The 23,810-nt window shown below is 42.8% G+C and carries 14 protein-coding genes, 11 tRNA genes and 2 rRNA genes (1 of these 27 only partly in view); 26 read left to right on the forward strand and 1 reads right to left on the reverse strand.

Annotated features, from left to right (window positions below; all coding sequences use genetic code 11):
- From B4V02_RS03090 to B4V02_RS03195, 22 genes are all read left to right on the forward strand, one after another.
- Window positions 1-2,667 (forward strand): 23S ribosomal RNA (locus B4V02_RS03090); it begins 259 nt to the left of the window's first position.
- Between the two features lie 151 nt (window positions 2,668-2,818).
- A 5S ribosomal RNA gene (gene rrf, locus B4V02_RS03095) occupies window positions 2,819-2,935 on the forward strand.
- Between the two features lie 18 nt (window positions 2,936-2,953).
- A tRNA-Asn gene (locus tag B4V02_RS03100) sits at window positions 2,954-3,029 on the forward strand.
- Between the two features lie 3 nt (window positions 3,030-3,032).
- A tRNA-Thr gene (locus tag B4V02_RS03105) sits at window positions 3,033-3,105 on the forward strand.
- Window positions 3,106-3,116: 11 nt separating this feature from the next.
- Window positions 3,117-3,188 (forward strand) — tRNA-Glu (locus tag B4V02_RS03110).
- A gap of 10 nt (window positions 3,189-3,198) precedes the next feature.
- Window positions 3,199-3,274 (forward strand) — tRNA-Val (locus B4V02_RS03115).
- 54 nt (window positions 3,275-3,328) lie between these two features.
- A tRNA-Gln gene (locus tag B4V02_RS03120) sits at window positions 3,329-3,403 on the forward strand.
- A gap of 4 nt (window positions 3,404-3,407) precedes the next feature.
- A tRNA-Lys gene (locus tag B4V02_RS03125) sits at window positions 3,408-3,483 on the forward strand.
- Between the two features lie 11 nt (window positions 3,484-3,494).
- Window positions 3,495-3,575 (forward strand) — tRNA-Leu (locus tag B4V02_RS03130).
- 10 nt (window positions 3,576-3,585) lie between these two features.
- A tRNA-Gly gene (locus B4V02_RS03135) sits at window positions 3,586-3,660 on the forward strand.
- A 5-nt stretch (window positions 3,661-3,665) separates the two neighbouring features.
- Window positions 3,666-3,742: transfer RNA gene (locus B4V02_RS03140), tRNA-Arg, on the forward strand.
- 21 nt (window positions 3,743-3,763) lie between these two features.
- Window positions 3,764-3,837: transfer RNA gene (locus tag B4V02_RS03145), tRNA-Pro, on the forward strand.
- A 9-nt stretch (window positions 3,838-3,846) separates the two neighbouring features.
- Window positions 3,847-3,917, forward strand: a tRNA-Gly gene (locus tag B4V02_RS03150).
- 737 nt (window positions 3,918-4,654) lie between these two features.
- Window positions 4,655-7,447: a phosphoenolpyruvate carboxylase gene (gene ppc / locus B4V02_RS03155; protein WP_094153700.1), complete on the forward strand. Its 2,793-nt coding sequence runs from the start codon at window positions 4,655-4,657 to the stop codon at window positions 7,445-7,447.
- A gap of 192 nt (window positions 7,448-7,639) precedes the next feature.
- Entirely contained in the window at window positions 7,640-8,206 is a 567-nt protein-coding gene (gene sigW, locus B4V02_RS03160; RefSeq protein ID WP_007432543.1) for an RNA polymerase sigma factor SigW, read from the forward strand.
- 149 nt (window positions 8,207-8,355) lie between these two features.
- Window positions 8,356-8,979, forward strand: a complete 624-nt coding sequence (locus B4V02_RS03165; protein ID WP_007432542.1) for a zf-HC2 domain-containing protein — start codon at window positions 8,356-8,358, stop codon at window positions 8,977-8,979.
- 221 nt (window positions 8,980-9,200) lie between these two features.
- The gene (gene cdaA, locus B4V02_RS03170) at window positions 9,201-10,034 is read left to right on the forward strand and encodes a diadenylate cyclase CdaA (protein WP_007432541.1); all 834 of its coding nucleotides are present in this window, start codon (window positions 9,201-9,203) and stop codon (window positions 10,032-10,034) included.
- Window positions 10,031-11,500 (forward strand): CdaR family protein, encoded by a 1,470-nt coding sequence (locus tag B4V02_RS03175; protein WP_094153701.1) that lies wholly within the window; start codon window positions 10,031-10,033, stop codon window positions 11,498-11,500. The genes cdaA and B4V02_RS03175 overlap by 4 nt, the downstream gene beginning before the upstream one ends.
- A 61-nt stretch (window positions 11,501-11,561) precedes the next feature.
- Window positions 11,562-12,902 (forward strand): phosphoglucosamine mutase, encoded by a 1,341-nt coding sequence (gene glmM, locus B4V02_RS03180; protein ID WP_094153702.1) that lies wholly within the window; start codon window positions 11,562-11,564, stop codon window positions 12,900-12,902.
- Between the two features lie 633 nt (window positions 12,903-13,535).
- Window positions 13,536-15,368: a glutamine--fructose-6-phosphate transaminase (isomerizing) gene (gene glmS, locus B4V02_RS03185; RefSeq protein WP_094153703.1), complete on the forward strand. Its 1,833-nt coding sequence runs from the start codon at window positions 13,536-13,538 to the stop codon at window positions 15,366-15,368.
- A gap of 178 nt (window positions 15,369-15,546) precedes the next feature.
- On the forward strand, window positions 15,547-15,885 hold the full coding sequence (locus tag B4V02_RS03190; RefSeq protein WP_094153704.1) for a helix-turn-helix domain-containing protein: 339 nt from the start codon (window positions 15,547-15,549) through the stop codon (window positions 15,883-15,885).
- 161 nt (window positions 15,886-16,046) lie between these two features.
- Entirely contained in the window at window positions 16,047-16,367 is a 321-nt protein-coding gene (locus B4V02_RS03195; protein ID WP_094153705.1) for a hypothetical protein, read from the forward strand.
- A gap of 100 nt (window positions 16,368-16,467) precedes the next feature.
- Here B4V02_RS03195 and B4V02_RS26440 read toward each other — a convergent pair whose 3' ends face one another.
- Entirely contained in the window at window positions 16,468-16,896 is a 429-nt protein-coding gene (locus B4V02_RS26440; protein WP_244188441.1) for a helix-turn-helix domain-containing protein, read from the reverse strand.
- Window positions 16,897-17,190: 294 nt separating this feature from the next.
- On the opposite strand from B4V02_RS26440, the gene B4V02_RS25795 reads away from it, so the two are divergent.
- The 4 genes from B4V02_RS25795 (at window position 17,191) to B4V02_RS03220 (ending at window position 23,799) form a co-directional block, all read left to right on the forward strand.
- A complete protein-coding gene (locus B4V02_RS25795) occupies window positions 17,191-17,997 on the forward strand; it encodes a TnsA endonuclease N-terminal domain-containing protein (protein ID WP_157739701.1) in 807 nt (268 codons plus the stop codon).
- Complete coding sequence (locus tag B4V02_RS03210) at window positions 17,994-20,162, forward strand: Mu transposase C-terminal domain-containing protein (RefSeq protein WP_094153706.1); 2,169 nt, start codon at window positions 17,994-17,996, stop codon at window positions 20,160-20,162. The genes B4V02_RS25795 and B4V02_RS03210 overlap by 4 nt, the downstream gene beginning before the upstream one ends.
- 2 nt (window positions 20,163-20,164) lie before the next feature.
- On the forward strand, window positions 20,165-21,904 hold the full coding sequence (locus B4V02_RS03215; protein ID WP_094153707.1) for an ATP-binding protein: 1,740 nt from the start codon (window positions 20,165-20,167) through the stop codon (window positions 21,902-21,904).
- 62 nt (window positions 21,905-21,966) lie between these two features.
- Window positions 21,967-23,799, forward strand: coding sequence for a TnsD family Tn7-like transposition protein (locus B4V02_RS03220; protein ID WP_167383740.1), 1,833 nt, complete (start codon window positions 21,967-21,969; stop codon window positions 23,797-23,799).
- Window positions 23,800-23,810: the final 11 nt, after the last annotated feature.

Consider the following 23,810-nt stretch of genomic DNA (forward strand, 5'->3'; position numbering starts at 1 on the left):
ACGCGGATTAGCCCAAACCAGGGAGCTTGCTCCCTGGGGTTGTGGGACGTCTCACATGGAGTTACAAAGGAACCGGTTAGATGAAGAGGTCTGGAAAGGCCCGCCAGAGAAGGTAAAAGCCCTGTAGTTCAAAACCTGTTCCCTCCGAGACGGATCCCGAGTAGTGCGGGGCACGTGAAACCCCGTATGAATCCGGCAGGACCATCTGCCAAGGCTAAATACTCCCTGGCGACCGATAGTGAAGCAGTACCGTGAGGGAAAGGTGAAAAGCACCCCGGAAGGGGAGTGAAATAGATCCTGAAACCGTGTGCTTACAAGAAGTCAAAGCCCAATTTAGGGGTGATGGCGTGCCTTTTGTAGAATGAACCGGCGAGTTACGTTCCCGTGCAAGGTTAAGGTGAAGAGCTGAAGCCGCAGCGAAAGCGAGTCTGAATAGGGCGAATGAGTACGTGGACGTAGACCCGAAACCGGGTGATCTACCCCTGTCCAGGGTGAAGGTGCGGTAACACGCACTGGAGGCCCGAACCCACGCATGTTGAAAAATGCGGGGATGAGGTGGGGGTAGCGGAGAAATTCCAATCGAACCCGGAGATAGCTGGTTCTCCCCGAAATAGCTTTAGGGCTAGCCTCGGAAAATAGAGTCGTGGAGGTAGAGCACTGATTGGGTGCGGGGCCCGCAAGGGTTACCAAGCTCAGTCAAACTCCGAATGCCATAGACTTACTTCCGGGAGTCAGACAGTGAGTGCTAAGATCCATTGTCAAAAGGGAAACAGCCCAGACCATCAGCTAAGGTCCCCAAGTGTGTGTTAAGTGGGAAAGGATGTGGAGTTGCACAGACAACCAGGATGTTGGCTTAGAAGCAGCCACCATTGAAAGAGTGCGTAATAGCTCACTGGTCGAGTGACTCTGCGCCGAAAATGTAACGGGGCTAAACACACCACCGAAGCTATGGCTTGATGCTTTGCATCAGGGGTAGGGGAGCGTTGAATGCGGGTTGAAGGTGTACCGAAAGGAGCGCTGGACTGCATTCAAGTGAGAATGCCGGTATGAGTAACGAAAAGATCTGTGAGAATCAGATCCGCCGAAAGCCTAAGGGTTCCTGAGGAAGGTTCGTCCGCTCAGGGTAAGTCGGGACCTAAGGCGAGGCCGATAGGCGTAGTCGAAGGACAACAGGTGGAAATTCCTGTACCACCGTAATCCGCTATGAGCGATGGGGTGACGCAGTAGGGTAGTGACGCGGACTGATGGATGTCCGTCCAAGCAGTGAGGCTGGTGTGTAGGCAAATCCGCACATCATAAGGCTGGGCTGTGATGGGGAGCGAAAATTGCAGTAGCGAAGGTCATGATCTCAGACTGCCAAGAAAAGCCTCTAGCCAGGAGAAGGTGCCCGTACCGCAAACCGACACAGGTAGGCGAGAAGAGAATTCTAAGGCGCGCGGAAGAACTCTCGTTAAGGAACTCGGCAAAATGACCCCGTAACTTCGGGAGAAGGGGTGCCTCGGTAGGGTGAATAGCCCGAGGGGGCCGCAGTGAAAAGGCCCAAGCGACTGTTTAGCAAAAACACAGGTCTGTGCGAAGCCGCAAGGCGAAGTATACGGGCTGACGCCTGCCCGGTGCTGGAAGGTTAAGGGGAGTGGTAAGCCTTCGGGCGAAGCTATGAACCGAAGCCCCAGTAAACGGCGGCCGTAACTATAACGGTCCTAAGGTAGCGAAATTCCTTGTCAGGTAAATTCTGACCCGCACGAATGGCGTAACGACTTGGGCGCTGTCTCAACGAGAGATCCGGTGAAATTTTAATACCTGTGAAGATGCAGGTTACCCGCGACAAGACGGAAAGACCCCATGGAGCTTTACTGCAGCTTGATATTGAATTTGGGTACGATCTGTACAGGATAGGTGGGAGCCGTCGAGCCTTGAGCGCCAGCTTGAGGGGAGGCATCCTTGGGATACCACCCTGATCGTATCTAGGTTCTAACTTGGTACCGTAAGCCGGTACGAGGACAGTGTCAGGTGGGCAGTTTGACTGGGGCGGTCGCCTCCTAAAGAGTAACGGAGGCGCCCCAAGGTTCCCTCAGAATGGTTGGAAATCATTCGAAGAGTGCAAAGGCAGAAGGGAGCTTGACTGCGAGACCTACAAGTCGAGCAGGGACGAAAGTCGGGCTTAGTGATCCGGTGGTACCGCATGGAAGGGCCATCGCTCAACGGATAAAAGCTACCCTGGGGATAACAGGCTTATCTCCCCCAAGAGTCCACATCGACGGGGAGGTTTGGCACCTCGATGTCGGCTCATCGCATCCTGGGGCTGAAGTAGGTCCCAAGGGTTGGGCTGTTCGCCCATTAAAGCGGTACGCGAGCTGGGTTCAGAACGTCGTGAGACAGTTCGGTCCCTATCTGTCGTGGGCGTAGGAAATTTGAGAGGAGCTGTCCTTAGTACGAGAGGACCGGGATGGACGTACCGCTGGTGTACCAGTTGTTTCGCCAGAAGCACAGCTGGGTAGCTATGTACGGAAGGGATAAGCGCTGAAAGCATCTAAGCGTGAAGCCCCCCTCAAGATGAGATTTCCCAATACGTAAGACCCCTTGAAGACGACGAGGTAGATAGGTTGGGGGTGGAAGTGCAGTAATGCATGGAGCTGACCAATACTAATCGGTCGAGGGCTTATCCTAAAGATAAACGCAATGGAGTTTCGGATCCAGTTTTCAGGGTGTAACACCTTGAAAGTATGTACAAGTGCATACGAAAAACGCATTAAAATTCATTCACACGGCTGTGATGAACGGAGTTTCAATACGGAAGAATTTGCGAGGCAAATTCATGTTTGGTGGCGATAGCGGAGGGGTTCCACACGTACCCATCCCGAACACGACCGTTAAGCCCTCCAGCGCCGATGGTACTTGGACCGCAGGGTCCTGGGAGAGTAGGACGCCGCCAAGCAAGCTTTATAATTATTATTCCCTGATAGCTCAGTTGGTAGAGCACTCGACTGTTAATCGAGTTGTCACAGGTTCGAGTCCTGTTCGGGGAGCCATTTGCTCTCATAGCTCAGTAGGTAGAGTGCATCCATGGTAAGGATGAGGTCACCGGTTCGATCCCGGTTGAGAGCTTGTTGTAGGATGGCCCGTTGGTCAAGGGGTTAAGACACCTCCCTTTCACGGAGGTAACAGGGGTTCGAATCCCCTACGGGTCATAAGTAGTACGGAGGCTTAGCTCAGCTGGGAGAGCATCTGCCTTACAAGCAGAGGGTCGGGGGTTCGATCCCCTCAGCCTCCACCATTTTTATCCGAATAAAAGGATGAAAAGTTGGGGAATTGTGAATCATATGCATATTGGGGATTAGCCAAGCGGTAAGGCAACGGACTTTGACTCCGTCATGCATAGGTTCAAATCCTATATCCCCAGCCATTGAGAGCCATTAGCTCAGTTGGTAGAGCACCTGACTTTTAATCAGGGTGTCGAAGGTTCGAGTCCTTCATGGCTCACCATTACATTATATGCGCGTGTGGCGGAATTGGCAGACGCACTAGACTTAGGATCTAGCGTCTTTGACGTGGGGGTTCGAGTCCCTTCACGCGCATATTGTTTTTGCGGACGTGGCTCAGCGGTAGAGCATCGCCTTGCCAAGGCGAGGGTCGCGGGTTCGATTCCCGTCGTCCGCTCCATATTTGCGCCCTTAGCTCAGCTGGATAGAGCGTTTGACTACGAATCAAAAGGCCGGGAGTTCGAATCTCTCAGGGCGCGCCATCTTTACAAAATCTATAATATCGGGATGTAGCTCAGCTTGGTAGAGCACCTGGTTTGGGACCAGGGGGTCGCATGTTCAAATCGTGTCATCCCGATACTGTTTTGCGGGTGTAGTTCAATGGTAGAACTTCAGCCTTCCAAGCTGATAGCGTGGGTTCGATTCCCATCACCCGCTTAATGATTACCTAGAAGCCGAAAGGCTTCTTTTTATTTTGTCCACATTATACCCACTTTGTTGTTTAGAGTTCTTTGCCAATGTATCTCTTTCATGCACAGTTGGGGATGACTTGTGCATATTGTAAATAGGCTCATGTTAATGTAACGCCTAGAACCCGAGTTTGTCCTCCAATATATATCTTTCTCCTGTAGTAAGACTAATTTCCTGATCAAATCCCTTATAAATAGGAATCCTATGACTGCTAACGGTATGAATTTATGGTGATAACTCAAAAGTTACTGTCCAGTTGTACACATTATCTTCTTTTTATGTGGGTAATAGCAGATTATTGGATGAAAAACACATCTATATTATTGATCGGTGACAAGTTTTGTGTATATCTTTGTGGATAGAAGCTTGATTAGCTTCATATTGTCAACAAATCATAAACATGTACACATAATGATGCATGAATTTTTGTTTTGGAAATCACACTGCCTATAAGAATTGTGTATAAATTTTCATGAAATTCTTTGGATACTCTTAACTAAGTTCATCTAATTTCATTTTAATGCATAAAAAACCAATATATTCTCAAAAAAAGTATTTAAAATACATGATTTTTTACTGTAAATTTTGCAGCTTTTCATACGTTTTTATTGTATGATGTTAAGAAAGTGTCAAATTTCGTGTGTATACGTACCTTTGCAACAAGACTGTATATGGTGTGGAACAGATCAGATGGGGGGAAAAGCATGACCGAGCTTACGTTAACCGCAAACAAAAACCAATCCAATAATCTGCTGCGGCGGGACGTTCGTTTTCTAGGAAATATTCTTGGTGAGGTTTTGGTTCATCAGGGTGGCAACGAACTTTTGGATATCGTGGAAAAAATACGTGAGACAAGTAAATCGTTACGTGCCGGGTATCAGCCGGAGTTGTACGAGAATTTCAAACAAATGGTCAGCGGACTGGATACGGATATTCGTCACCAGGTTATTCGCGCGTTTGCGATTTATTTTCAGTTGGTGAATATCGCTGAGCAAAATCATCGTATTCGTCGTAAGCGGGATTATGAGCATTCCGCTGGTGAAGATGTTCAACGCGGCTCTATTGAAAGTTCCGTTCAGGAGCTTAAGCAAGGGGGATTCTCTGCCGAGGACGTCAGTAATATGCTGAAAGAGCTCTCTCTGGAACTGGTTATGACCGCACATCCTACAGAGGCAACACGACGGGTAATTCTGGATATTCATAAGCGGATTTCTGAGGATGTCATGCTGCTGGACAATCCGATGCTTACCTTGCGCGAGCGGGAACAGGTGCGGGAGAATCTGCTGAATGAAGTAATTACACTGTGGCAGACAGATGAGCTGCGTGACCGCAAGCCAACTGTATTAGATGAAGTAAGAAATGGGATGTATTATTTTCATGAGACTTTGTTTCATGTATTGCCGGATGTATACCAAGAATTGGAACGATGTTTAAGCAAATATTATCCCGAGCAAAAATGGCACATTCCAACCTACCTGAGATTTGGCTCCTGGATTGGTGGGGACCGAGACGGCAATCCGTCTGTGACATCTCATGTAACTTGGGAAACGTTACGTATGCAACGCAAGCTGGCTCTGAGAGAATATCAGCACACACTGAAAGAACTTATGGGATACTTGAGCTTTAGCACTAGCATTGTGCGCGTTTCAGATGATCTGCTGGCTTCTATTGAAGAAGATCGTTCACATATTACGCTCAAAAAGATGGAAGTATGGCATAACGAAAAAGAGCCTTATCGGATTAAACTCGCATATATGATTGCCAAGGTGAATAACATTTTGGATGAAAATAAACAGGACACCAGGGAACGTTATAGCACTGCTGAAGAGCTTATTGCAGACCTGAATGTTATTGATAACAGTTTGCGTCATCATTTTGCGGATTATGTGGCAGATACGTATATTCAAAAGATGATTCGCCAGGTAGAGCTATTCGGATTCCATACAGCTACACTGGATGTACGACAGCATAGTCAGGAGCATGAAAATGCGATGACTGAGATTCTTTCCAAAATGAATATCGTGTCAGATTACGGTAAGTTGCCGGAGGAAGAAAAGATAGATCTGCTGGAAAAGCTGTTGAACGAACCCCGTCCAATTACTTCGCCGTATTTAAAATATAGCGATAACACGCAGGAATGTCTTGACGTATATCGCACGATATATATGGCTCAGAAGGAATTTGGCAAGCAGTCCATTACAAGCTACCTCATCAGTATGACTCAGGGAGCCAGTGACTTGCTGGAGGTTATGGTGCTAGCCAAAGAAGTGGGACTGTTCCGCATCGAAAAGGATGGTACTGTCATATGTACACTGCAATCCGTTCCTTTGTTTGAAACGATAGACGATCTGCATGCTGCACCAAGTATTATGAGAAGATTGTTGAACTTGCCTGTATATCGACAATCTGTAGCCGCAATGGATCAGCTTCAGGAAATCATGCTGGGCTACTCGGACAGTAACAAGGATGGCGGGGTGGTTACGGCCAACTGGGAGCTTCGGGTCGCGATGAACAGCATTACAGAAGTGGTTAATGAGTTTGGCGTAAAAGTGAAGTTCTTTCACGGTCGTGGTGGAGCACTGGGCCGCGGAGGAATGCCGCTTAACCGCAGCATCCTGGCTCAGCCTCCTCATACGATTGGAGGCGGGATCAAGATTACGGAGCAGGGTGAAGTGCTCTCATCCCGATACTCGCTCAAAGGCATTGCTTATCGGAGTCTTGAGCAGGCGACCTCAGCCTTGATTACGGCTGCTGCGTATCATCGCTCCGGGCAGAAGGAAGTGTTTGAGGAAAGCTGGGAGGAGATCATTGCCCGTATTTCCGAGGTATCCCTGAAGAAGTATCAGGATTTGATTTTCCGAGATCCGGATTTCTTCGCTTTCTTCAAAGAATCGACGCCGTTGCCTGAGGTGGGCGAGCTGAATATTGGATCACGTCCGTCGAAGCGTAAGAACAGCGAGCGTTTTGAGGACTTGCGCGCCATTCCATGGGTTTTTGCATGGACACAAAGTCGCTACTTGTTACCTGCATGGTATGCGGCTGGAACAGGTCTGCAAAGCTTTTATCAGAACAATGAGGATAATCTCAAGGTACTGCAAACGATGTTTAGGGACTCGGCTTTCTTCCGGTCCCTTATTGATACGCTGCAAATGGCGATTGCCAAAGCGGATTTGCTGATTGCCGAGGAATATGCGGGAATGTCCGATAATGAAGAGGCAAGAGAGCGTATTTTCGGACAGATTTCAGAGGAGTTCAAGCTTACATCCGAGCTGATTTTGAAAATAACCGGACAATCCGAGATTTTGGACGACGTGCCGGTGATTCAGGAATCAATCAGGTTACGTAATCCTTATGTCGATCCGTTAAGTTATCTGCAGGTTCAGTTGCTTAGCGAGCTACGGGAGCTGCGTGATCAAAATGGAGATGATGCTGAGCTGTTGCGTGAGGTATTATTGACCATTAACGGAATTGCCGCGGGATTAAGGAACACAGGCTGATACAGCTTGGCTGTATGAATACAGATGATCGGGCGCTTATAGAGTGCCCGATTGTGCTGTGTGAATAAAATATGACAGAAGAGTGTTCAGATGGTGTCAATACTATAGTTGATTTTCGGATAAAATTAAACTACGATGAATAATCATAAATATGCAATAGGTAACCCATCAGCAAGTCTGGGGGAGTATAGAGTGGATAATATGGAAAGCCGCTTGGTTAGGCTGGTACAGAAAGGTGATCAGCGGGCTTTTGCGGAGCTAGTCGAGTTATATAAAGATCGAATTTTTCATCTTTCCTACCGGATGCTTGGTAATCGCCATGAGGCGGAGGATCTGGTGCAGGAAACTTTTTTGCGTGTGTATCGCAATTTGGAGAAGTATGACCATGGACAGAAGTTCTCGACCTGGATTTACAGGATTGCTACAAATCTATGTATTGATCGTCTGCGAAGGAGAAAACCTACATACTCACTTGATGCTGAAATGACTGATCAGGAAGGTGTCGATGGGTATGCTATGCTCGCTAGCGAAGAGCTTACCCCTGAGGGGCGTACGTTGTTGTCCGAGACACAGGCCTTGATTCATGATGCCATTGACAGTCTTCCAGACAAATACAGGACGATTATGGTGTTGCGGTACTTGCAGGAGCTTTCCTTGCAGGAAATTAGTGATGTGCTTAATATTCCCGTGACTACAATTAAAACGAGGGTTCATAGAGGCCGGGATTTTCTACGAAAAAAATTGGAGCACAAGCTGTAAATCATATGCTTAAGTACTTGGGAAGTATCTGTATAGATGTTTTTTATGAAACATAATACTCGCTATAACGTATGTAAGAAGAGTAAAGCTCTAAGAAGGAGCATGTTATGTTGAGAAACACGGAAGAATACTAGAAAGGATTGGCTCATATGGATTGCAAACTAGCCATCTCTTTTATGCATGACTATCTGGATGGCGACCTGTCTGAGCGGGATAAACATGAGTTGGAGCAACACTTGTTAGACTGCCCGGAATGTCGCATGCGTTTTAAAGAGCTTGAGCGGACGGATGCGATGCTTTATGGTACACGCCATTATCAAGTGCCGTGTGTATCGGATGAGCTGACATTTCGCATTATGAATGCTTTGCCGCCACATAAAAGACAGACCGTGGCTCCTATGCTGTCTTGGGTGAAAAGGCATCCCGCCGTAACAGCTGCTGCCTTCTTTCTTATTGTTGTATGTTCAAGTATGGCCAGCTTTTCAAGCACGGATAATCAATTGGTAGTCAAAGGCAACAATCTGGATCAAGTCGTTATTCAAGGCGATACAGTGATTGTGCCTGAGGGGAAATCCATTGCCGGAGATTTGACAGTACAAAATGGCAAGGCTCGGGTATACGGCGATGTGGAAGGAAATGTAACTGTGATTGACGGTTCCTACTATCAAGCGTCCACAGCTCATATTGCAGGACAGGTCAAAAGTATTGATCAAACCTTGGATTGGATTTGGTATAAAGTTTCCGATTTGTTTGGGGGCCCGTCTTCTCCATAAAAGAAGTTTGAAATGGCAAAAACGATATCGAGCGCCTCTTTCCGCTGGAAAAGGCGTTCTTTTGTATATGAAGCTGGCGAATTGTACTGTATTTTACTGATTTTAGCGGTTCTTTTGTCGCGCAGCTTGCAACGCGAGCCTTATCGTTATAACCTAGATAGAGAGAGCATACTGTGTACATACTACACCCACTCACTACAGAAAATTGCGGGGGCATGCGCATGTTGGATTATTTTGCGGACCTGACTTGGAAAGAGTCCATTAAAGATATTATCGACATTTTGATCGTTACCTATATTATGTATCAGCTTATTTTACTTGTTCGCGGAACGCGTGCAGTTCAATTGTTGAAAGGCATACTGTTTCTGGTCGTCATTTGGGCAATTAGCACTTGGTTTGATTTGTACACGCTCAAGTGGTTGATGAATCAGATGTTCACTTTTGGTGTGGTGGCTATTTTTATTATTTTTCAGCCTGAGTTGCGTCGTGCTCTGGAACAGTTGGGGCGAGGCAAATTATTTGGGCGTTCGTCTGCGGATGATGAGGAGATTAACAAGTTAATTGGGGAAATGATTAAGGCGCTGAATTATTTATCTCGTAGAAAAATAGGAGCTTTGGTTGTATTTGAGCGCGAGACAGGGTTGAACGAATATACGGAGTCAGGTATCAAGACACAGGCAGTGGTCAGTTCTGAGCTGCTAATTAATATCTTTATCCCAAACACGCCTCTGCATGATGGTGCGGTGATTATTCAAAATAAGCAGATTGCTTCTGCAGCTTGTTATTTACCGTTGTCGGAAAATCCGTTCATCAGCAAGGAACTGGGAACTCGTCACCGGGCTGCGATTGGGGTGAGCGAGGTAACTGATGCCGTAACTGTCGTGGTATCGGAGGAAACAGGGCAAATTTCTTTGGCTATTAATGGACAGGTCGTGCGTGACATTAAGGAAGAATCCTTAATTTCCAAGCTGTATGAGGAGCTGCGGCCAACACCATCTTTGAAGGAAAAACGCGGCTCATTCTGGAATCGGAGGGGAGGCCGTGGAAATTCATGATGGACAAATGGATTAACAATAATACGATTTCCAAAATATTGGCGCTGGCCGTTGCCGTGATGCTGTGGGGAATGGTTCATCTGGATACAGGCACACCTTCATCTACGCTGACCGTTTCTTATGATAATAAGGTGATTGATAATGTGGCCATTCAGGCCAGTGGTCTGGATGAGTCCAAATATGTGTTGTCTACTATGGATACTGACCATGTAAGGATGGAGGTCAGAGGACAGCGCTCTGTGCTGACTTCTTTTTTTGCGGATAATTATAAGGCAAAATTAAATTTAAGCGGTCTGGGCGCAGGTACTCGAACATTGGCACTCGAACCGGATTTACCGAATGGGGTAGAATTGGTATCTATGACTCCAAATCGTGTTACAGTAACAATAGAGGAAAAGCAAACGAAATCTTTTAATGTTTCTATTGTGCCCAAAGGCAGCCCGGATGCTGGTTTGCAGCTTGGCAAGCCTGTGATTACTCCTCAAACTGTGCAGGTGACCTTACCCAAGAGTCAGTTGAGTACCGTAACTGCAGTGCAAGGGGCCGTCGATACGGATGGCATCACTGAGAAATTCGAGCAGAAGCGTGTAAAACTGAAGGCTTATAACAAAAAGGGGCAGGAGCTTACAGGAGCGGTTATCGAGCCATCTACAGTGTCCGTCGAGATTCCGGTAACACAGCAGGCAAAGTCTGTGCCTGTTAAGATCGTCTATTCGGGAGATTTGCCAGACGGATTGGCACTTTCCAAGGTAAATGCAAACGTGAAGGAAGCGGCCGTATATGCATCGCAGAATGTATTGAGCAGCCTTAGCTCCTACGTCACGGCTACAGTGGATCTCAGTCAATTTACGGAAGCAGGTACTCGTACAGTCCAAGCTAATTTGGCAGCGCCCGCTGGTTCTGATAAAATCGAGCCAGGATCGATACAAATTGAGGTGACGGTTGTTCCTTCCAATCAGGTCACAGATACGGAACGGACGCTCACTGGCATTCCAATCGTTTTACAGGGTACAGGGGATGGAACTACTGCGACCATTATAGCGCCCACTAGCAAGACGATGGATGTTACTGTGAGGGGACCGCAGGATATGGTAAGCAATTTAACCAATGATGATATTAGTCTGGTGGCAGACGTAAGTGGCCTTGCGGCTGGTCAGCATGAGGTTACATTGCAGCTAGGCTTGCCTAAATATATTACGCAAGCCGGGAGCAACGATCAGCTAAAAGCAACAGTAAGCATTGTGGGCCCTTCAACGCCTGCTGTAACGAATCCAAGTAGTGAGAATGAATCAAATCCTTCCGGTAGTGGCGACAAGGGTCAGGAGAGGCCACAGGAGGGGCAAAACAGTCAGAGCGGATACCCTGATGCTAATTCCGGGGGGAATGCAGCTGCGGAGGATAAGACAAGTCCTCATAACGGCGCAGATTCTTCTGCTAATGGAACCCCGGACAGCAGTCAGCCATAACATGTTTTATCTGTAGTAATTAATCGAGATTTATTAGACAAGAAAAGGGAGTCATTTTAACATGGGGAAATATTTTGGTACAGATGGTGTACGAGGCGTTGCTAATCAGGAGCTTACAGCAGAGCTGGCATATAGCATTGGCCGCTGCGGCGGATACGTTTTAGCAGGTAATGTGGAGAAACCAACCGTTGTTATTGGTATGGATACACGAGTGTCTGGTCTGATGTTGGAATCGGCGCTTGTAGCCGGTTTGCTGTCTATTGGGGCTAACGTGGTTCGTCTGGGGATCGTTTCGACGCCGGGGGTGGCTTATCTTACACGGCAACTGAAAGCTGACGCGGGTGTGATGATATCGGCCTCCCATAATCCGGTGGAAGACAACGGAATTAAGTTTTTTGGCGGCGACGGGTTCAAATTGACAGATGAAACAGAATTGAAAATCGAAGAATTGATGGATGCAAAAGAAGACCAGCTGCCTCGTCCGATTGGTGGAGGATTGGGGATGGTTGTTGTAGATGAGCATTCCCGCTACGATTACCTTGAATATTTGAAAACAACAATTAGTCATTCCTTTGAAGGACTCAAAATTGTACTGGATTGTGCAAACGGAGCAGCTTATGAGCTGGCGCCGAAGCTTTTTACGGAATTGGGAGCGGAAGTACACACGATTGGTGCGGAGCCCAATGGGCTGAATATCAATGATCATTGCGGCTCGACTCATCCGGAAAAGCTGAAGGAGGAAGTACTCCGTTTGAAAGCGGATATTGGTCTGGCCTTTGATGGCGATGCTGACCGTCTGATCGCAATTGATGAGAACGGGGAAGAGGTAGACGGCGACTATATCCTTTGCATTTGCGGGGATGCCATGAACCGCGCTGGAAAGCTTAAGGACAGCACCATTGTATCAACCGTAATGAGTAATATCGGTTTTTATAAGGCTACGGAAAAGCTGGCACTCAAGACTGCAAAGACTGCGGTCGGAGATCGTTATGTAATGGAGGAAATGCGCCGGGGCGGCTTTAATCTGGGCGGCGAGCAGTCTGGCCATGTTATTTTCCTGGATCATAATACGACAGGAGATGGCATGCTGACCGGGATTCAGCTGGTAGATACCCTGAAAGCTTCCGGCAAAAAGATGAGTGAGCTGAAATCGCTCATGAAGCAGTACCCGCAAGTGCTGGTTAATGTGCGTGTACAGGATAAACGCAATTACGAGGGGAATCCTGCTATTGCAGAAGCGATTGAGCAGGTAGAACAGCAATTAGGGGATAATGGGCGTGTACTGGTCCGTGCATCGGGGACAGAATCGCTTATTCGTGTGATGGCAGAAGGCCCGGACAAGGGTGAACTGGAGCAATTTGTCGGACAGATCGTAGATGTGGTCAAAAAAGAATTAGTTTAAAATTTTGTAAACGTCAGTTGCCTGTTGAATAGAAGCAGGCAACTGCGTTTGCGGTTATATAACTGCCATTGAATCTTAACCTGTATCAGTAAATATGAATAAAGTGTTATTGCCAAATGTTACAGGGCTGAATATAATATAGGAATGCTGTGACTCAGATAGAGAAAGCGAGGGTTGTGAGGTAACGTAAAACAAGCGCCAGAGCTTGACTTTGTGCGGGGGAACCTGGTAGGTAAGCAATGCATCAGTCAAGATGATGTTGCACGCAAATCAGTTCACGACAAAGCAAGCTGACGAGGTGAAGGTGTTCGAAACATTCGGCGGGGACCTTCCGGTGAAGCATTAAGCCGCAAACCGGCAGCGGAAAATGAACAGGCAACTGTTTACACAACGCACCGGTAGATGCCATTATATTTTATAACCTAAATTATAAGATTCATTTCATGAATGTGCGGCCATCATCATTGGCGTGCGCGGTTCGGGAATTTCGTTGCATTCGTGAAGAGATGCCTGTAATTTTTATAGTTATCATTGACAACTTCATAGATGAATGAACTTTATTCCTCAATCTACCGCACACGTTAGTCCTGTGATGGGTCGTCCTGTGAAATGATGATCGGGAGGATAACGAATATGTGTGGCATTGTAGGATATATTGGTGATCAGAATACGCAAGAGGTATTGATTGACGGATTGAAAAAGCTGGAATACCGCGGCTATGACTCTGCGGGTATTGCCGTGTTTACAGATTCAGGACTGCAAATAGCCAAGGCTAAAGGTCGTCTGGCGAATTTGGAAGCAAAGCTGGATGGTGCGCCATTGTTGGGCCATGCAGGTATCGGGCATACACGTTGGGCAACGCACGGTAAGCCTTCAGATGAAAACTCCCATCCACATATGGATGAGAGCCAAAAGTTCTCTGTTGTTCACAACGGGATTATTGAGAACTATCTGGAACTGAAGGAAGAGCTGATCAGCGAAGGTCATACCTTTATTTCCGAAACGGATACTGAAATTATTTCCCATCTGATTGCGCGTGAATATAAAGGAGATATCGTTAAAGCGGTACAAAAAGCAATTACCTTTATGCGCGGTGCTTTTGCACTGGGTGTGCTGACAGAACATGAACCTAACAAGCTGGTAGCTGTTCGTCAAGCGAGTCCGCTGGTTATCGGTGTGGGAGAAGGCGAGAACTTTATCGGTTCCGACATTCCGGCTATTCTGAAATATACACGCAATGTATTTATTTTGAACGATGGCGAAATGGCTGTTTTGACCAGTGATGCCGTCGAATTAATGACAATCGAAGGCCAATTTATTTCTCGGGAAATGATTCATGTCGAATGGGATGCTGTAACAGCGGAAAAAGGCGGCTATGAGCATTTCATGTTGAAAGAAATTCATGAGCAGCCTAAGGCTTACCGTGATACTATGTTGGGCCGTATCGATAAAGAAACTAAAAAAGTTGTTCTTCCTGAACTGAAGCTGACAGAAGAACAAATTAAAAATATCCGTAATATTCAAATCGTTGCTTGTGGTACAGCTTACAATGCTGGTTTGATTGGTCGTACAGTTATTGAAAGTCTGGCTCGTATTCCGGTGGAAAATGACGTGGCTTCCGAGTATCGCTACCGCTCCCCTATCGTAACACCAGACACATTGGTGATCGTGGTGAGTCAATCCGGTGAAACTGCCGATACGTTGGCAGCATTGCGTGAAGCACAAGCAAATGGCGCTCATGTACTGGCGATTACAAACGTAGTTGGCAGCTCCATTGCCCGTGATGCAGATGATGTGCTGGTTACACTGGCAGGACCGGAAATTGCCGTAGCCTCCACCAAAGCATACTCTTCGCAGTTGATTGCTTTCTATCTGTTTGGTCTGTATCTGGCTCAAGTACGTGGCACACAAACGGATGAGCAAGTTGCTCATGTATTGGCTGCTATGGAATCACTGCCAGAGCAAGTGGAAGAAATGCTGGGTAAAGCAGATGCAATCAAAACCTATGCTGAGCAAATTGCGAGCCACAAGCACCTGTTCTTTATTGGACGTGGTCAGGACTATGCTGTAGTACAAGAAGGCTCCTTGAAGCTCAAGGAAATCTCCTACATTCATTCCGAGGCTTATGCTGCAGGTGAATTGAAGCATGGTACACTGGCATTGATTGAAGACGGTATTCCGGTTATCGCTTTGGTAACACAGGAATCCGTGTTGGAGAAAACCGTGAGCAATATTAAGGAAGTCAAGGCTCGTGGCGGTGACGTGCTTGCAATCACGTATGAAGAGCATGCTGTTGAGCTGTTGAAATCCGTGGATCAAGTATTTGCAATTCCGAAGACACTTCCAATTCTGTCGGCTGCCATTTCAGTTGTAGCTCTCCAACTGTTGGCTTACTACGCTTCCCTTGCACTGGGGCATGATGTTGACAAACCACGCAACCTGGCGAAAAGTGTCACTGTAGAATAAGGATTAGTAATTCTTGATTTAAATGTCTGGTGATAAAAAAGTGTGGAACCAGTAAAAGATGTATGGAACCAATAAAAAAACTGTGGAACCAGTAAAAAAAGTCTGGAACTAGTCATTTACAAACATCAAGAAAGATCCCGATGATATATCGGGATCTTTTTAGCTTAGGGAGGCAATTATGTCTACAATAGGCCAACGAATTCGAACGATTAGAAAAACAAACAACTTAAATCAAATAAAGTTTGCAAATATAATTGGAATTTCTCAAGGAACGTTGAGTGAGCTGGAGCAAGATAAATACAGACCCTCTCTTGATATAATTATAGCAATTAAAGAAAACTTCAATTCCCATATAGAGTGGTTAATCTTTGGAGATACGCCTATATCAAAGAACACTATTTTTAATTTAGCCATTGAAGCTCAGGAATTAGAACTTATTTCTTTGTTTCGGGGACTTACTAAAGAAGATAGAGATGAAATTATTGATTTTATAAAACTGAAGATTGTTCGGTACTAATCTTTCCCAAGAGCTCCTTGATAATATGTCTTAGAAACACTCATTTAAATTTTGGTACATAAAAGTCACAAATTATCCGTATTCCGATTATTTTTTACTTTTATGTATAGAAAAATTAACAGTGACTATAATATGATTAGAGAAAGGAGTGTAATAATTCAATGTCACTAAATTCACTTAGCATATTTGATATTGCTTTTGTAACACCCCACGGTATCTGTTTTCAGCAAGTTTTTTATACTTGCTCAAGAGCCATACGTGAGAAATGGTTTGAAAGAGCTTTGAAAGAAGGCGGTTGGAACCTCAGCATTAGATATACCCCAACTGATCTAAAATCAATTTACATAAGAAATGAATTTGAAGATTATGAAGAATGTAGATTGGTGGTAAAAGAATCATTACAAGGTCTTAATATAGAGACCTATCTACAGAGTGTTCAACTAATGAAACTTGCAAAGGAAATATTGAAGGATTATCCATAAAAGTAGAACTTCAGCTATCACAAAGTTAATTAAATTGTAAAAGAAGTGTGAGGCGCTACTTCTTTAAGCGAACTAATGGGTACTAGAATCTTCGAATCTTCTATTTACTATATCTTTTCTTTAAAGGAGAGACAAAATGCTCCATTAAAAAGGTAATATTTTTACCGATTAGATTCAAATCTTCTTGTTTTAATACCTGTCCATTTAATTCAATTTGAAAACCAGAATTTAGAATTGCTAAAAGATCAAAGGATTTTTTGATTTTCTCGTTATTAAGGTCCGAATGAATTGTATCAATTGAGTCCAAAAAGTAAGGGAACGTCATTTGATTAGCAATACAAAGTAAATAATCGGTTGTAACATCAAAAACCTTTGCTAAAGATATTAAATGGTTAATTTCAGGCCGTGCTACATTTCGCTCCCAGTTAGAAACAACCTGTTTAGTTACCCCGATTTTATTAGCAAGTTCCTCTTGTGTCCATTTATGGAGTAGTCTTAAATTTCTACATCGCTGTCCCAAAGTATTCATGAGTTCACCTCTATTGAGAATATCAAATAGGTTTTAACCCGACCCGTCTGCTTACTAATTATACCTACCCTACTTATAGTCCATATTATAGCCTATTCATACCCTACGAGTAGCCTATGAATAGGCTACGAAGTGAAATTTATCCAAAAAAATATTGCTTTGCTATTGTATAAAGCTGTGAGTTGTTATATTCTACATTTGTATTTTGAAGTAAAACTAAAATATATCTTAGGAGTAGAAAAAGATAACTGAGCTTTATTTTAATTTAGTTAGTTCTAAAAAAGAAGGTGAATAATGAGTAAAATTCGATCAAGTAACTCTATAGCATCTATTCAGCGTCAAGGCCACTTTTCGGAATATAAACCTTGGTTGACTGTACATGATGTACCTTCAATAGGGATAGTTACTCGAATTCTTGGTTGGAAAAGTGGCCGACTTCACCATTATCTGTCTGAACACTTTGAATTGGCACATCATTACCAAATGGAGTGGTCAGAGCAAGTGATTGATATTCGCGAACAATTCCCTTTGTTACCCCTAGATAAAACCCTCTATATTGCACAAAAGTTAGGCATTAAACATCCAACTGACCCCAAGAATAAGCTTCCCATCATTATGACTACAGATATGTTACTTACAGTAAAACAAGAAGAAAGTATAAAATTTATTGCACATTCTATCAAACCCTCTAACAAGTTGACAAAACGAGTTGTAGAAAAATTACAGATTGAAAAAGAGTTTTTTAAAGACCAAAAGATAGAGTGGGCACTTATTACGGAAAGACAGATAAACTACAATTTGGTCAGGAATGTCGAATGGCTTCATAATGCTAAAAACAACGATAAATTGTCAAATCACCATATAAATAGTCTCGAAGAAAATCTCTATTATGCTATTCAGCAAAGTGAAAAACCACTTGCGAAAGTTACAAGAGAACAAGATGAATTATTTGGTTTACCAAGTGGGTACTGCATGCAAATCGTAAAATATTTAATAGCAAATCGTTATTGGATAGTGGATATGACTCATCTAATACAGCCTACTCTACAATCCATGATTATTCTAGAAAATAGGTTTCCAACGGGAGGTATTCTTTTTTGAATATTTTTATAAATAACATTGTACAACATGCATCAGGAAACAAAGTAGTTCCTGAATGTGAAAGAATATTATGGATTAATGCTGAGAAAGACTCTGTTATAACTATATCTATGACAGAAGTAAGTGCTCTTCCACAAGTTAAAGTTCTTTCAGAGTTAATAGAACAATTAAATAGTGGAAGATTAGTGAAACTAACTTATGATCCCTACTCAAAGTTTATGATTCCTGAAGAGAAACTGAATGACAAAGAGATAACTATAAGGGATCACGCATGGGAATGCATAAAAGAAATAGTTGAGCTCGAACCCAACATTTATAATCCTAAAGAGCGATACCAAATGATCAAGGATGTGTGTGTCCGTACGAATAAAGGAAAGAAATTTATTTATAAATATCTTCGCTATTTTTGGGTTGGTGGAAAGAAAGTTAATGCATTGCTTCCAAGGTTTAGAAACTGTGGAGGACCTAATAAAAGAAAAAATCCACTAAAGAAGATGGGGAGACCGAGAATGACAACTTTGGTTGATCCTCAATTTACAGGGGTCCTTGTAGACGAAGATACTCGGAAAATTTTCGATGAGTTTATAGCAAAAGTATATTTAAGAATTAATAGGAGGGACTCTGTAAAGTATACCTATATTCAGATGCTCAAGGAACGTTTTAGTATAGGTACAAAGATGGTGGGAGAAGTTGAAGTTCCAATCATACCACCCGATCATAAAATTCCAAGTATCTCACAATTTCGGTATCATATCCGAACACATTATACACGTAGAAGAAAACTAATGGCACGCGAAGGAAAGTCTAGCTTTGACAGAGATTTTAGGCCATTACTGGGATCAGAAACAAGGCGTGCCACTGGACCGGGGCAGATTTTTGAAATTGATGCTACGGTTGCTGATGTTTATTTGGTTAGTTCGGATGATGTTAACCAAATTATTGGGAGACCAGTTGTATACATTGTCGTGGATGTTTGGAGCCATATGGTGGTGGGTATCTACATTGGCCTCGAAGGACCTTCATGGCAAGGAGCTATGATGGCCATCGAGAATACAGCAGTTAATAAAGTAGAATTTTGTGAACAGTACGATATTGAAATTAGTGAGGATGATTGGCCATGTCATCATATGCCTCAACAATTTTATGCTGACCGGGGAGAGATGGAGAGTAAGAGTGCAGATTCACTGGGTAAAGCACTAGGTATAAAAATAAAAAACACGCCTCCTTATCGAGCTGATCTTAAAGGTATCATTGAGCAGCAATTTCATACGCTTAATATGACATTACAGCCATGGATGCCTGGAGCTATAAAAAAAGAATACCAGAAGCGTGGCGGCCCAGATTATGTGCTTGATGCTACACTGACTTTGAAAGATTTCACCCAAATGGTAATTGAAACAATTTTATACCGAAATAATTATCATTATATGGAACACTACCCTTTAGATAAAGCTCTTTCTAAAGATAATGTTATGCCAATCGCGCGAGAGCTATGGAAATGGGGAATTGCTCACGATCATTTTTTACAGGAAATTGATTCGGAAATAGTGCGATTAAATGTTTTACCTGAGGAGGAAGTGACAGCTGATAGAGAAGGAATCCATTTTAAGAAAATGTGCTATGTTTGTGATGAACTGGCTAACCAGGGATGGTTCGTTAAAGGTAAATCAATTAAAACGGTTATTGCTTATGACAGACGATGCATGAATCATGTCTATGTAAAAGTTGAAAATGGACATGAATTCATAAAATGTAGCCTGCATGAGAAATCATCAAGGTTTTACAATTTGAGCTTGGAAGAAGTGAAGACTAAGCAATTTTATGAGAGCTCTCAGAAAGATCTCTATAAGTCTACCAAAGTTCAAGGTGAGGTTACACTAAGTGCAAAATTAGAATTTATAAGAGAGCGTGCCATAAAACGTGCTGAAGTACAGCGTGATGTCTCTCTACCGAAAACTAAACGTAAAGCAAATATCCGATTAAACAGGTTGGAGGAACGGGAAAAATTACGTAAAATTCAGAGTTTTGATCTTGGAAAACTAGGTGGTAAAAAAGATGTGAATTTAGAGGAAAATTTAGGAACTGGTGAGAAAAGTGAGCCGAAAGTTCAATACAATCCACGGTCAAAATTAGAGATGTTATCTAAAATCAGAAAGGGAACATAAAGATGGAAAGAAAAATTAACTTGAATGTCATGTATCAATATACCCCAGGACTTATTGGTAGACAAGAAAGGGCTAATTACTTGGAACAAATAATTACTGGGTATAAAAATAATCCTTTCATTGAAGCCCTGCCTCCTATTCTTGAAGAAGAGCATGTCGCAATAAATATAGGCAGGTACCCAGATTATGACGAATCCCAACGTAAGTTAGGAAAGCAAATAAGATTGCATCTTATACAACAGATATCTGATTATGTGGAACCTTTACCTGTTCATTTATTGGTGGAACAAAGACTGTCTAGACTTATCCGCCATGGTTACAAAGCAAGAAATCCGTTTGCCCCCCAATCAATCAGACAGTATCATATTGGTTTTAAGGATATTCTGGCGGGTGGGGTCAATCATGAAGGGATGAACTTGGCAGGAATTCGTTCGACTGCGTCAGGTTTTGCAATTTTAGGTGTTAGTGGGCAAGGAAAAACGACAGCGGTTGAGAGTTCTCTTCTGCTTTATCCACAGGTTATTGAGCATTCGTATTATAAAGAGCAACTTTTTATCAGAAAACAATTAGTTTGGCTTAAGCTAAACTGCCCCTATGATGGATCCTTAAAGGGATTATGTTTTAATTTCTTCCAAGCAGTAGACTCTCACTTAGGTACAAATTATTTCTCAAAATTTGTTTCTAAAGGTTCTTCTGTAGACATTCTTATTCCTGTTATGGCTCACATTGCTACTCTACATGGGCTTGGAGTTTTAGTCATTGATGAAATTCAAAATTTGAGTTTCATGAAAAGTGGAGGAGCAGAGAGAATGCTTAACTATTTTGCGCAATTAATTAATACTATCGGAGTTCCTGTAGTACTTATTGGGACATTTAAGGCAATGAAACTACTTTCAGGAACCTTCAGCCAAGCTCGTAGAAGTACGGGACAAGGAGATTTAATTATGGATCGTTTAACGAATGGGGAAGAGTGGAGCTATTTTATTGAACAGTTATGGAAATATCAATGGACAGTCAATAGTACAAAGTTGAATGACAATTTAAAAAAAGTGATGTATGAATTATCACAGGGAATTGTTGATATTGCAGTCAAACTATATATGCTTTCCCAATGGGAAGCCATCACATGTGGTTGCGAAAAAGAAAAAATTACGGTTAGTCTTTTGAAAGGGGTTGCAAACCAACACATGCAACTCGTACAACCTTTATTGAAAATTTTAAAAAGAAACGATCCCTCGTCAAGATTACTCGTTGATGACCTTTATCCCAAGTGGGATGTATTGGACCAATACTTAATAAAAGCAACTGAAAAGGTTAGTGTGCAAGGAGAACTACGCTCTAATGTGATGAGGAATGGTAAAATTGAGCTTGAGAAGGATAAATATTTAAAACTTATAAAAACAGCAATTGAATTTGGAGCTGAAGCAGATATAGCAGAAGAATTAGCAGAGCGGGTTATACTTCGTAACGAATCCGAAAAGGATATAGTGTTATTAAGGAAAGAGGTATTGGAAGAGATTAAACTATATACCGTTATAAAAGACGATCGCTCTTCTAGTGTGTCTCAAATAACACCAAGCAAGAAAAAAAGTACGAGCAGTTCCAGATCTAAAAATCTGGAGGGAGATGATTTAAGAAATGCAATTAAAAGCAGTAAGACTGGAATAGAAGAAATTTATGAAAATCTCGAAAATATGGGGGTTATCCCTTCAGAAGAGAATATATCTAAACTTATAACTTGATATCGTATAACGAGAGGTTTTAGGGAAAAGCTAATAGTATAAGATCTGAAAGGATGATTATATTGTTAGCCTATTTTCCCTCTCTCTACCCAGATGAGCTGCTCTATAGTGCAATTGCCAGGTATCATATAACAACAGGTAACAACGCTCAAAAACAAACGATATACGATTTATTTGGAAATTCTGTTGTATGTGCAACGGTTGATTTACCTAGTCATCTTGGTATTTTATCGAAGAATCTAAATAATCTATATTCGGTCGATTTTTTTATACAAAACCATACTTTATTCCCTTACTACATTCCTTTTTTGAAGAAAATAGAGGTAGAGCGTATCAAACGATATATGATTGAGGGTTCTCCTTGGGGAATGGTTCATTCTGTATTGGGTATTCCAGCATCCAAGGTAAAACAACCTGATTGCTTGAAATTTTGTGAGCTTTGTATACATGATGATGTTTCAAATTATCACGAAGCTTATTGGCATAGGTCTCATCAAGTTCCAGGAGTAGTGGTGTGTCCTAAACACCGAGAGATTTTATTTAAAACTAAGGTTCAGTATTCTACTCGGTCAAAAAAGTTTGAGTTTATAACTTTAACTGAAGTTCTTAATGATAAGAATGAAAAGATGTCTATTAATCCGTCTTGGATGGATCATCTTGTATCAGTAGCTAAACAATCCGCTGTTTTATTAAGTTTAGAAAATTCCTTTATTAATGATCACACTATACTTTTACAGCATCTTAATAGAAGAGGATTTATTACGGTTGGTGGTCGTATTCGTTTTAATCAGCTGATAGAAAGTTTTTGTCAGTTCTATGGAAACGAATTTTTGAAGTTTATGCAATGTGAAGTAAATAGAAACTATAGTGAGACATGGTTGCATAAGTTGTTCCGTGGAACCGATACCATCTCACATCCGTTACGACATCTGTTGGCCATTAGATTTTTAGAATGCGACTTCAATAAAAAGACATTGTCCTCGGGACATAAACCGTTCGGCGAAGGGCCATGGCCGTGTTTGAATAAGGCAGCTGCACATTATGGGGAGTTAATTATACAGCAGTGTAAAGTAACACGCAGCTCTAAAAGTGGATTACCTGTGGGTGAATTTAGCTGCGATTGTGGCTTTGTATACTCAAGAAGTGGACCAGACAACACTTATAAGGACCAATTTACAATCGGGAGAATAAAACATTTTGGACATGTCTGGAAAGGAAAGTTGACTGAACTTAATACCTTAAACTTGTCTTTAAGAGCTAGAGCTTCCATGCTGGGAGTCGATCCTGGTACTGTAAAGAGGCAGAGTAATCTGTTAATGATACACTTGGAAAAACAACATCGAAGGGATATTTCGTTGCAAAAAAATATTCGTTGGGAACGATTCGTAATATCCTTAAAGAGATCTAAAGCATCTCAAGTTCCTATTCGCAAGTTAAATCCTAAAGATTATATGTGGTTGTATCGTAATGATAAAGAAAGACTGTTTCGGACAATGGACAAATACAAAATAAAGAGCAATATAAGAAGTCAGAATATAGATTGGAAGCAAAGAGATGAAACCTTCTTGAATGAAGTTGAGAGGGCAGTAGTTGAAATCAAGGCAAGTGTTAAACCACAGAAAATAACAGTTGCAAAGGTGGCTAGGACTGTAGGGGGAAATGTCCCCATTGTGTTGGAGAAAAACTTGTCCAAATTACCCAAAACTAATGTTTTCTTAAAGAAGCATGTAGAATCTACAGAACAGTTTCAAATACGTAAGCTTGTATGGGCTTATGAAGAATTACGAGCTACGGAATATTTCGTTCAAGGTTGGAAGTTACTAAGAACTGCTGGACTTAAAAATCCTCTTTTAAAAAAGGTAGAAGAAAAATTCGAAGAGCTCGTTTTAAAATAAACATTGGAGGA

Origin of the sequence: Paenibacillus kribbensis (assembly GCF_002240415.1) — a bacterium.
Taxonomy (GTDB): Bacteria; Bacillota; Bacilli; order Paenibacillales; family Paenibacillaceae; genus Paenibacillus; species Paenibacillus kribbensis.

Coding starts and splice junctions, on each gene's coding strand:
- ppc (WP_094153700.1), top strand. CDS start 4,655: ATGACCGAGCTTACGTTAACCGCAAACAAAAACCAATCCAATAATCTG.
- B4V02_RS03165 (WP_007432542.1), top strand. CDS start 8,356: ATGGATTGCAAACTAGCCATCTCTTTTATGCATGACTATCTGGATGGC.
- cdaA (WP_007432541.1), top strand. CDS start 9,201: ATGTTGGATTATTTTGCGGACCTGACTTGGAAAGAGTCCATTAAAGAT.
- B4V02_RS03175 (WP_094153701.1), top strand. CDS start 10,031: ATGATGGACAAATGGATTAACAATAATACGATTTCCAAAATATTGGCG.
- glmM (WP_094153702.1), top strand. CDS start 11,562: ATGGGGAAATATTTTGGTACAGATGGTGTACGAGGCGTTGCTAATCAG.
- glmS (WP_094153703.1), top strand. CDS start 13,536: ATGTGTGGCATTGTAGGATATATTGGTGATCAGAATACGCAAGAGGTA.
- B4V02_RS03190 (WP_094153704.1), top strand. CDS start 15,547: ATGTCTACAATAGGCCAACGAATTCGAACGATTAGAAAAACAAACAAC.
- B4V02_RS03195 (WP_094153705.1), top strand. CDS start 16,047: ATGTCACTAAATTCACTTAGCATATTTGATATTGCTTTTGTAACACCC.
- B4V02_RS26440 (WP_244188441.1), bottom strand. CDS start 16,896: ATGAATACTTTGGGACAGCGATGTAGAAATTTAAGACTACTCCATAAA.
- B4V02_RS25795 (WP_157739701.1), top strand. CDS start 17,191: ATGAGTAAAATTCGATCAAGTAACTCTATAGCATCTATTCAGCGTCAA.
- B4V02_RS03215 (WP_094153707.1), top strand. CDS start 20,165: ATGGAAAGAAAAATTAACTTGAATGTCATGTATCAATATACCCCAGGA.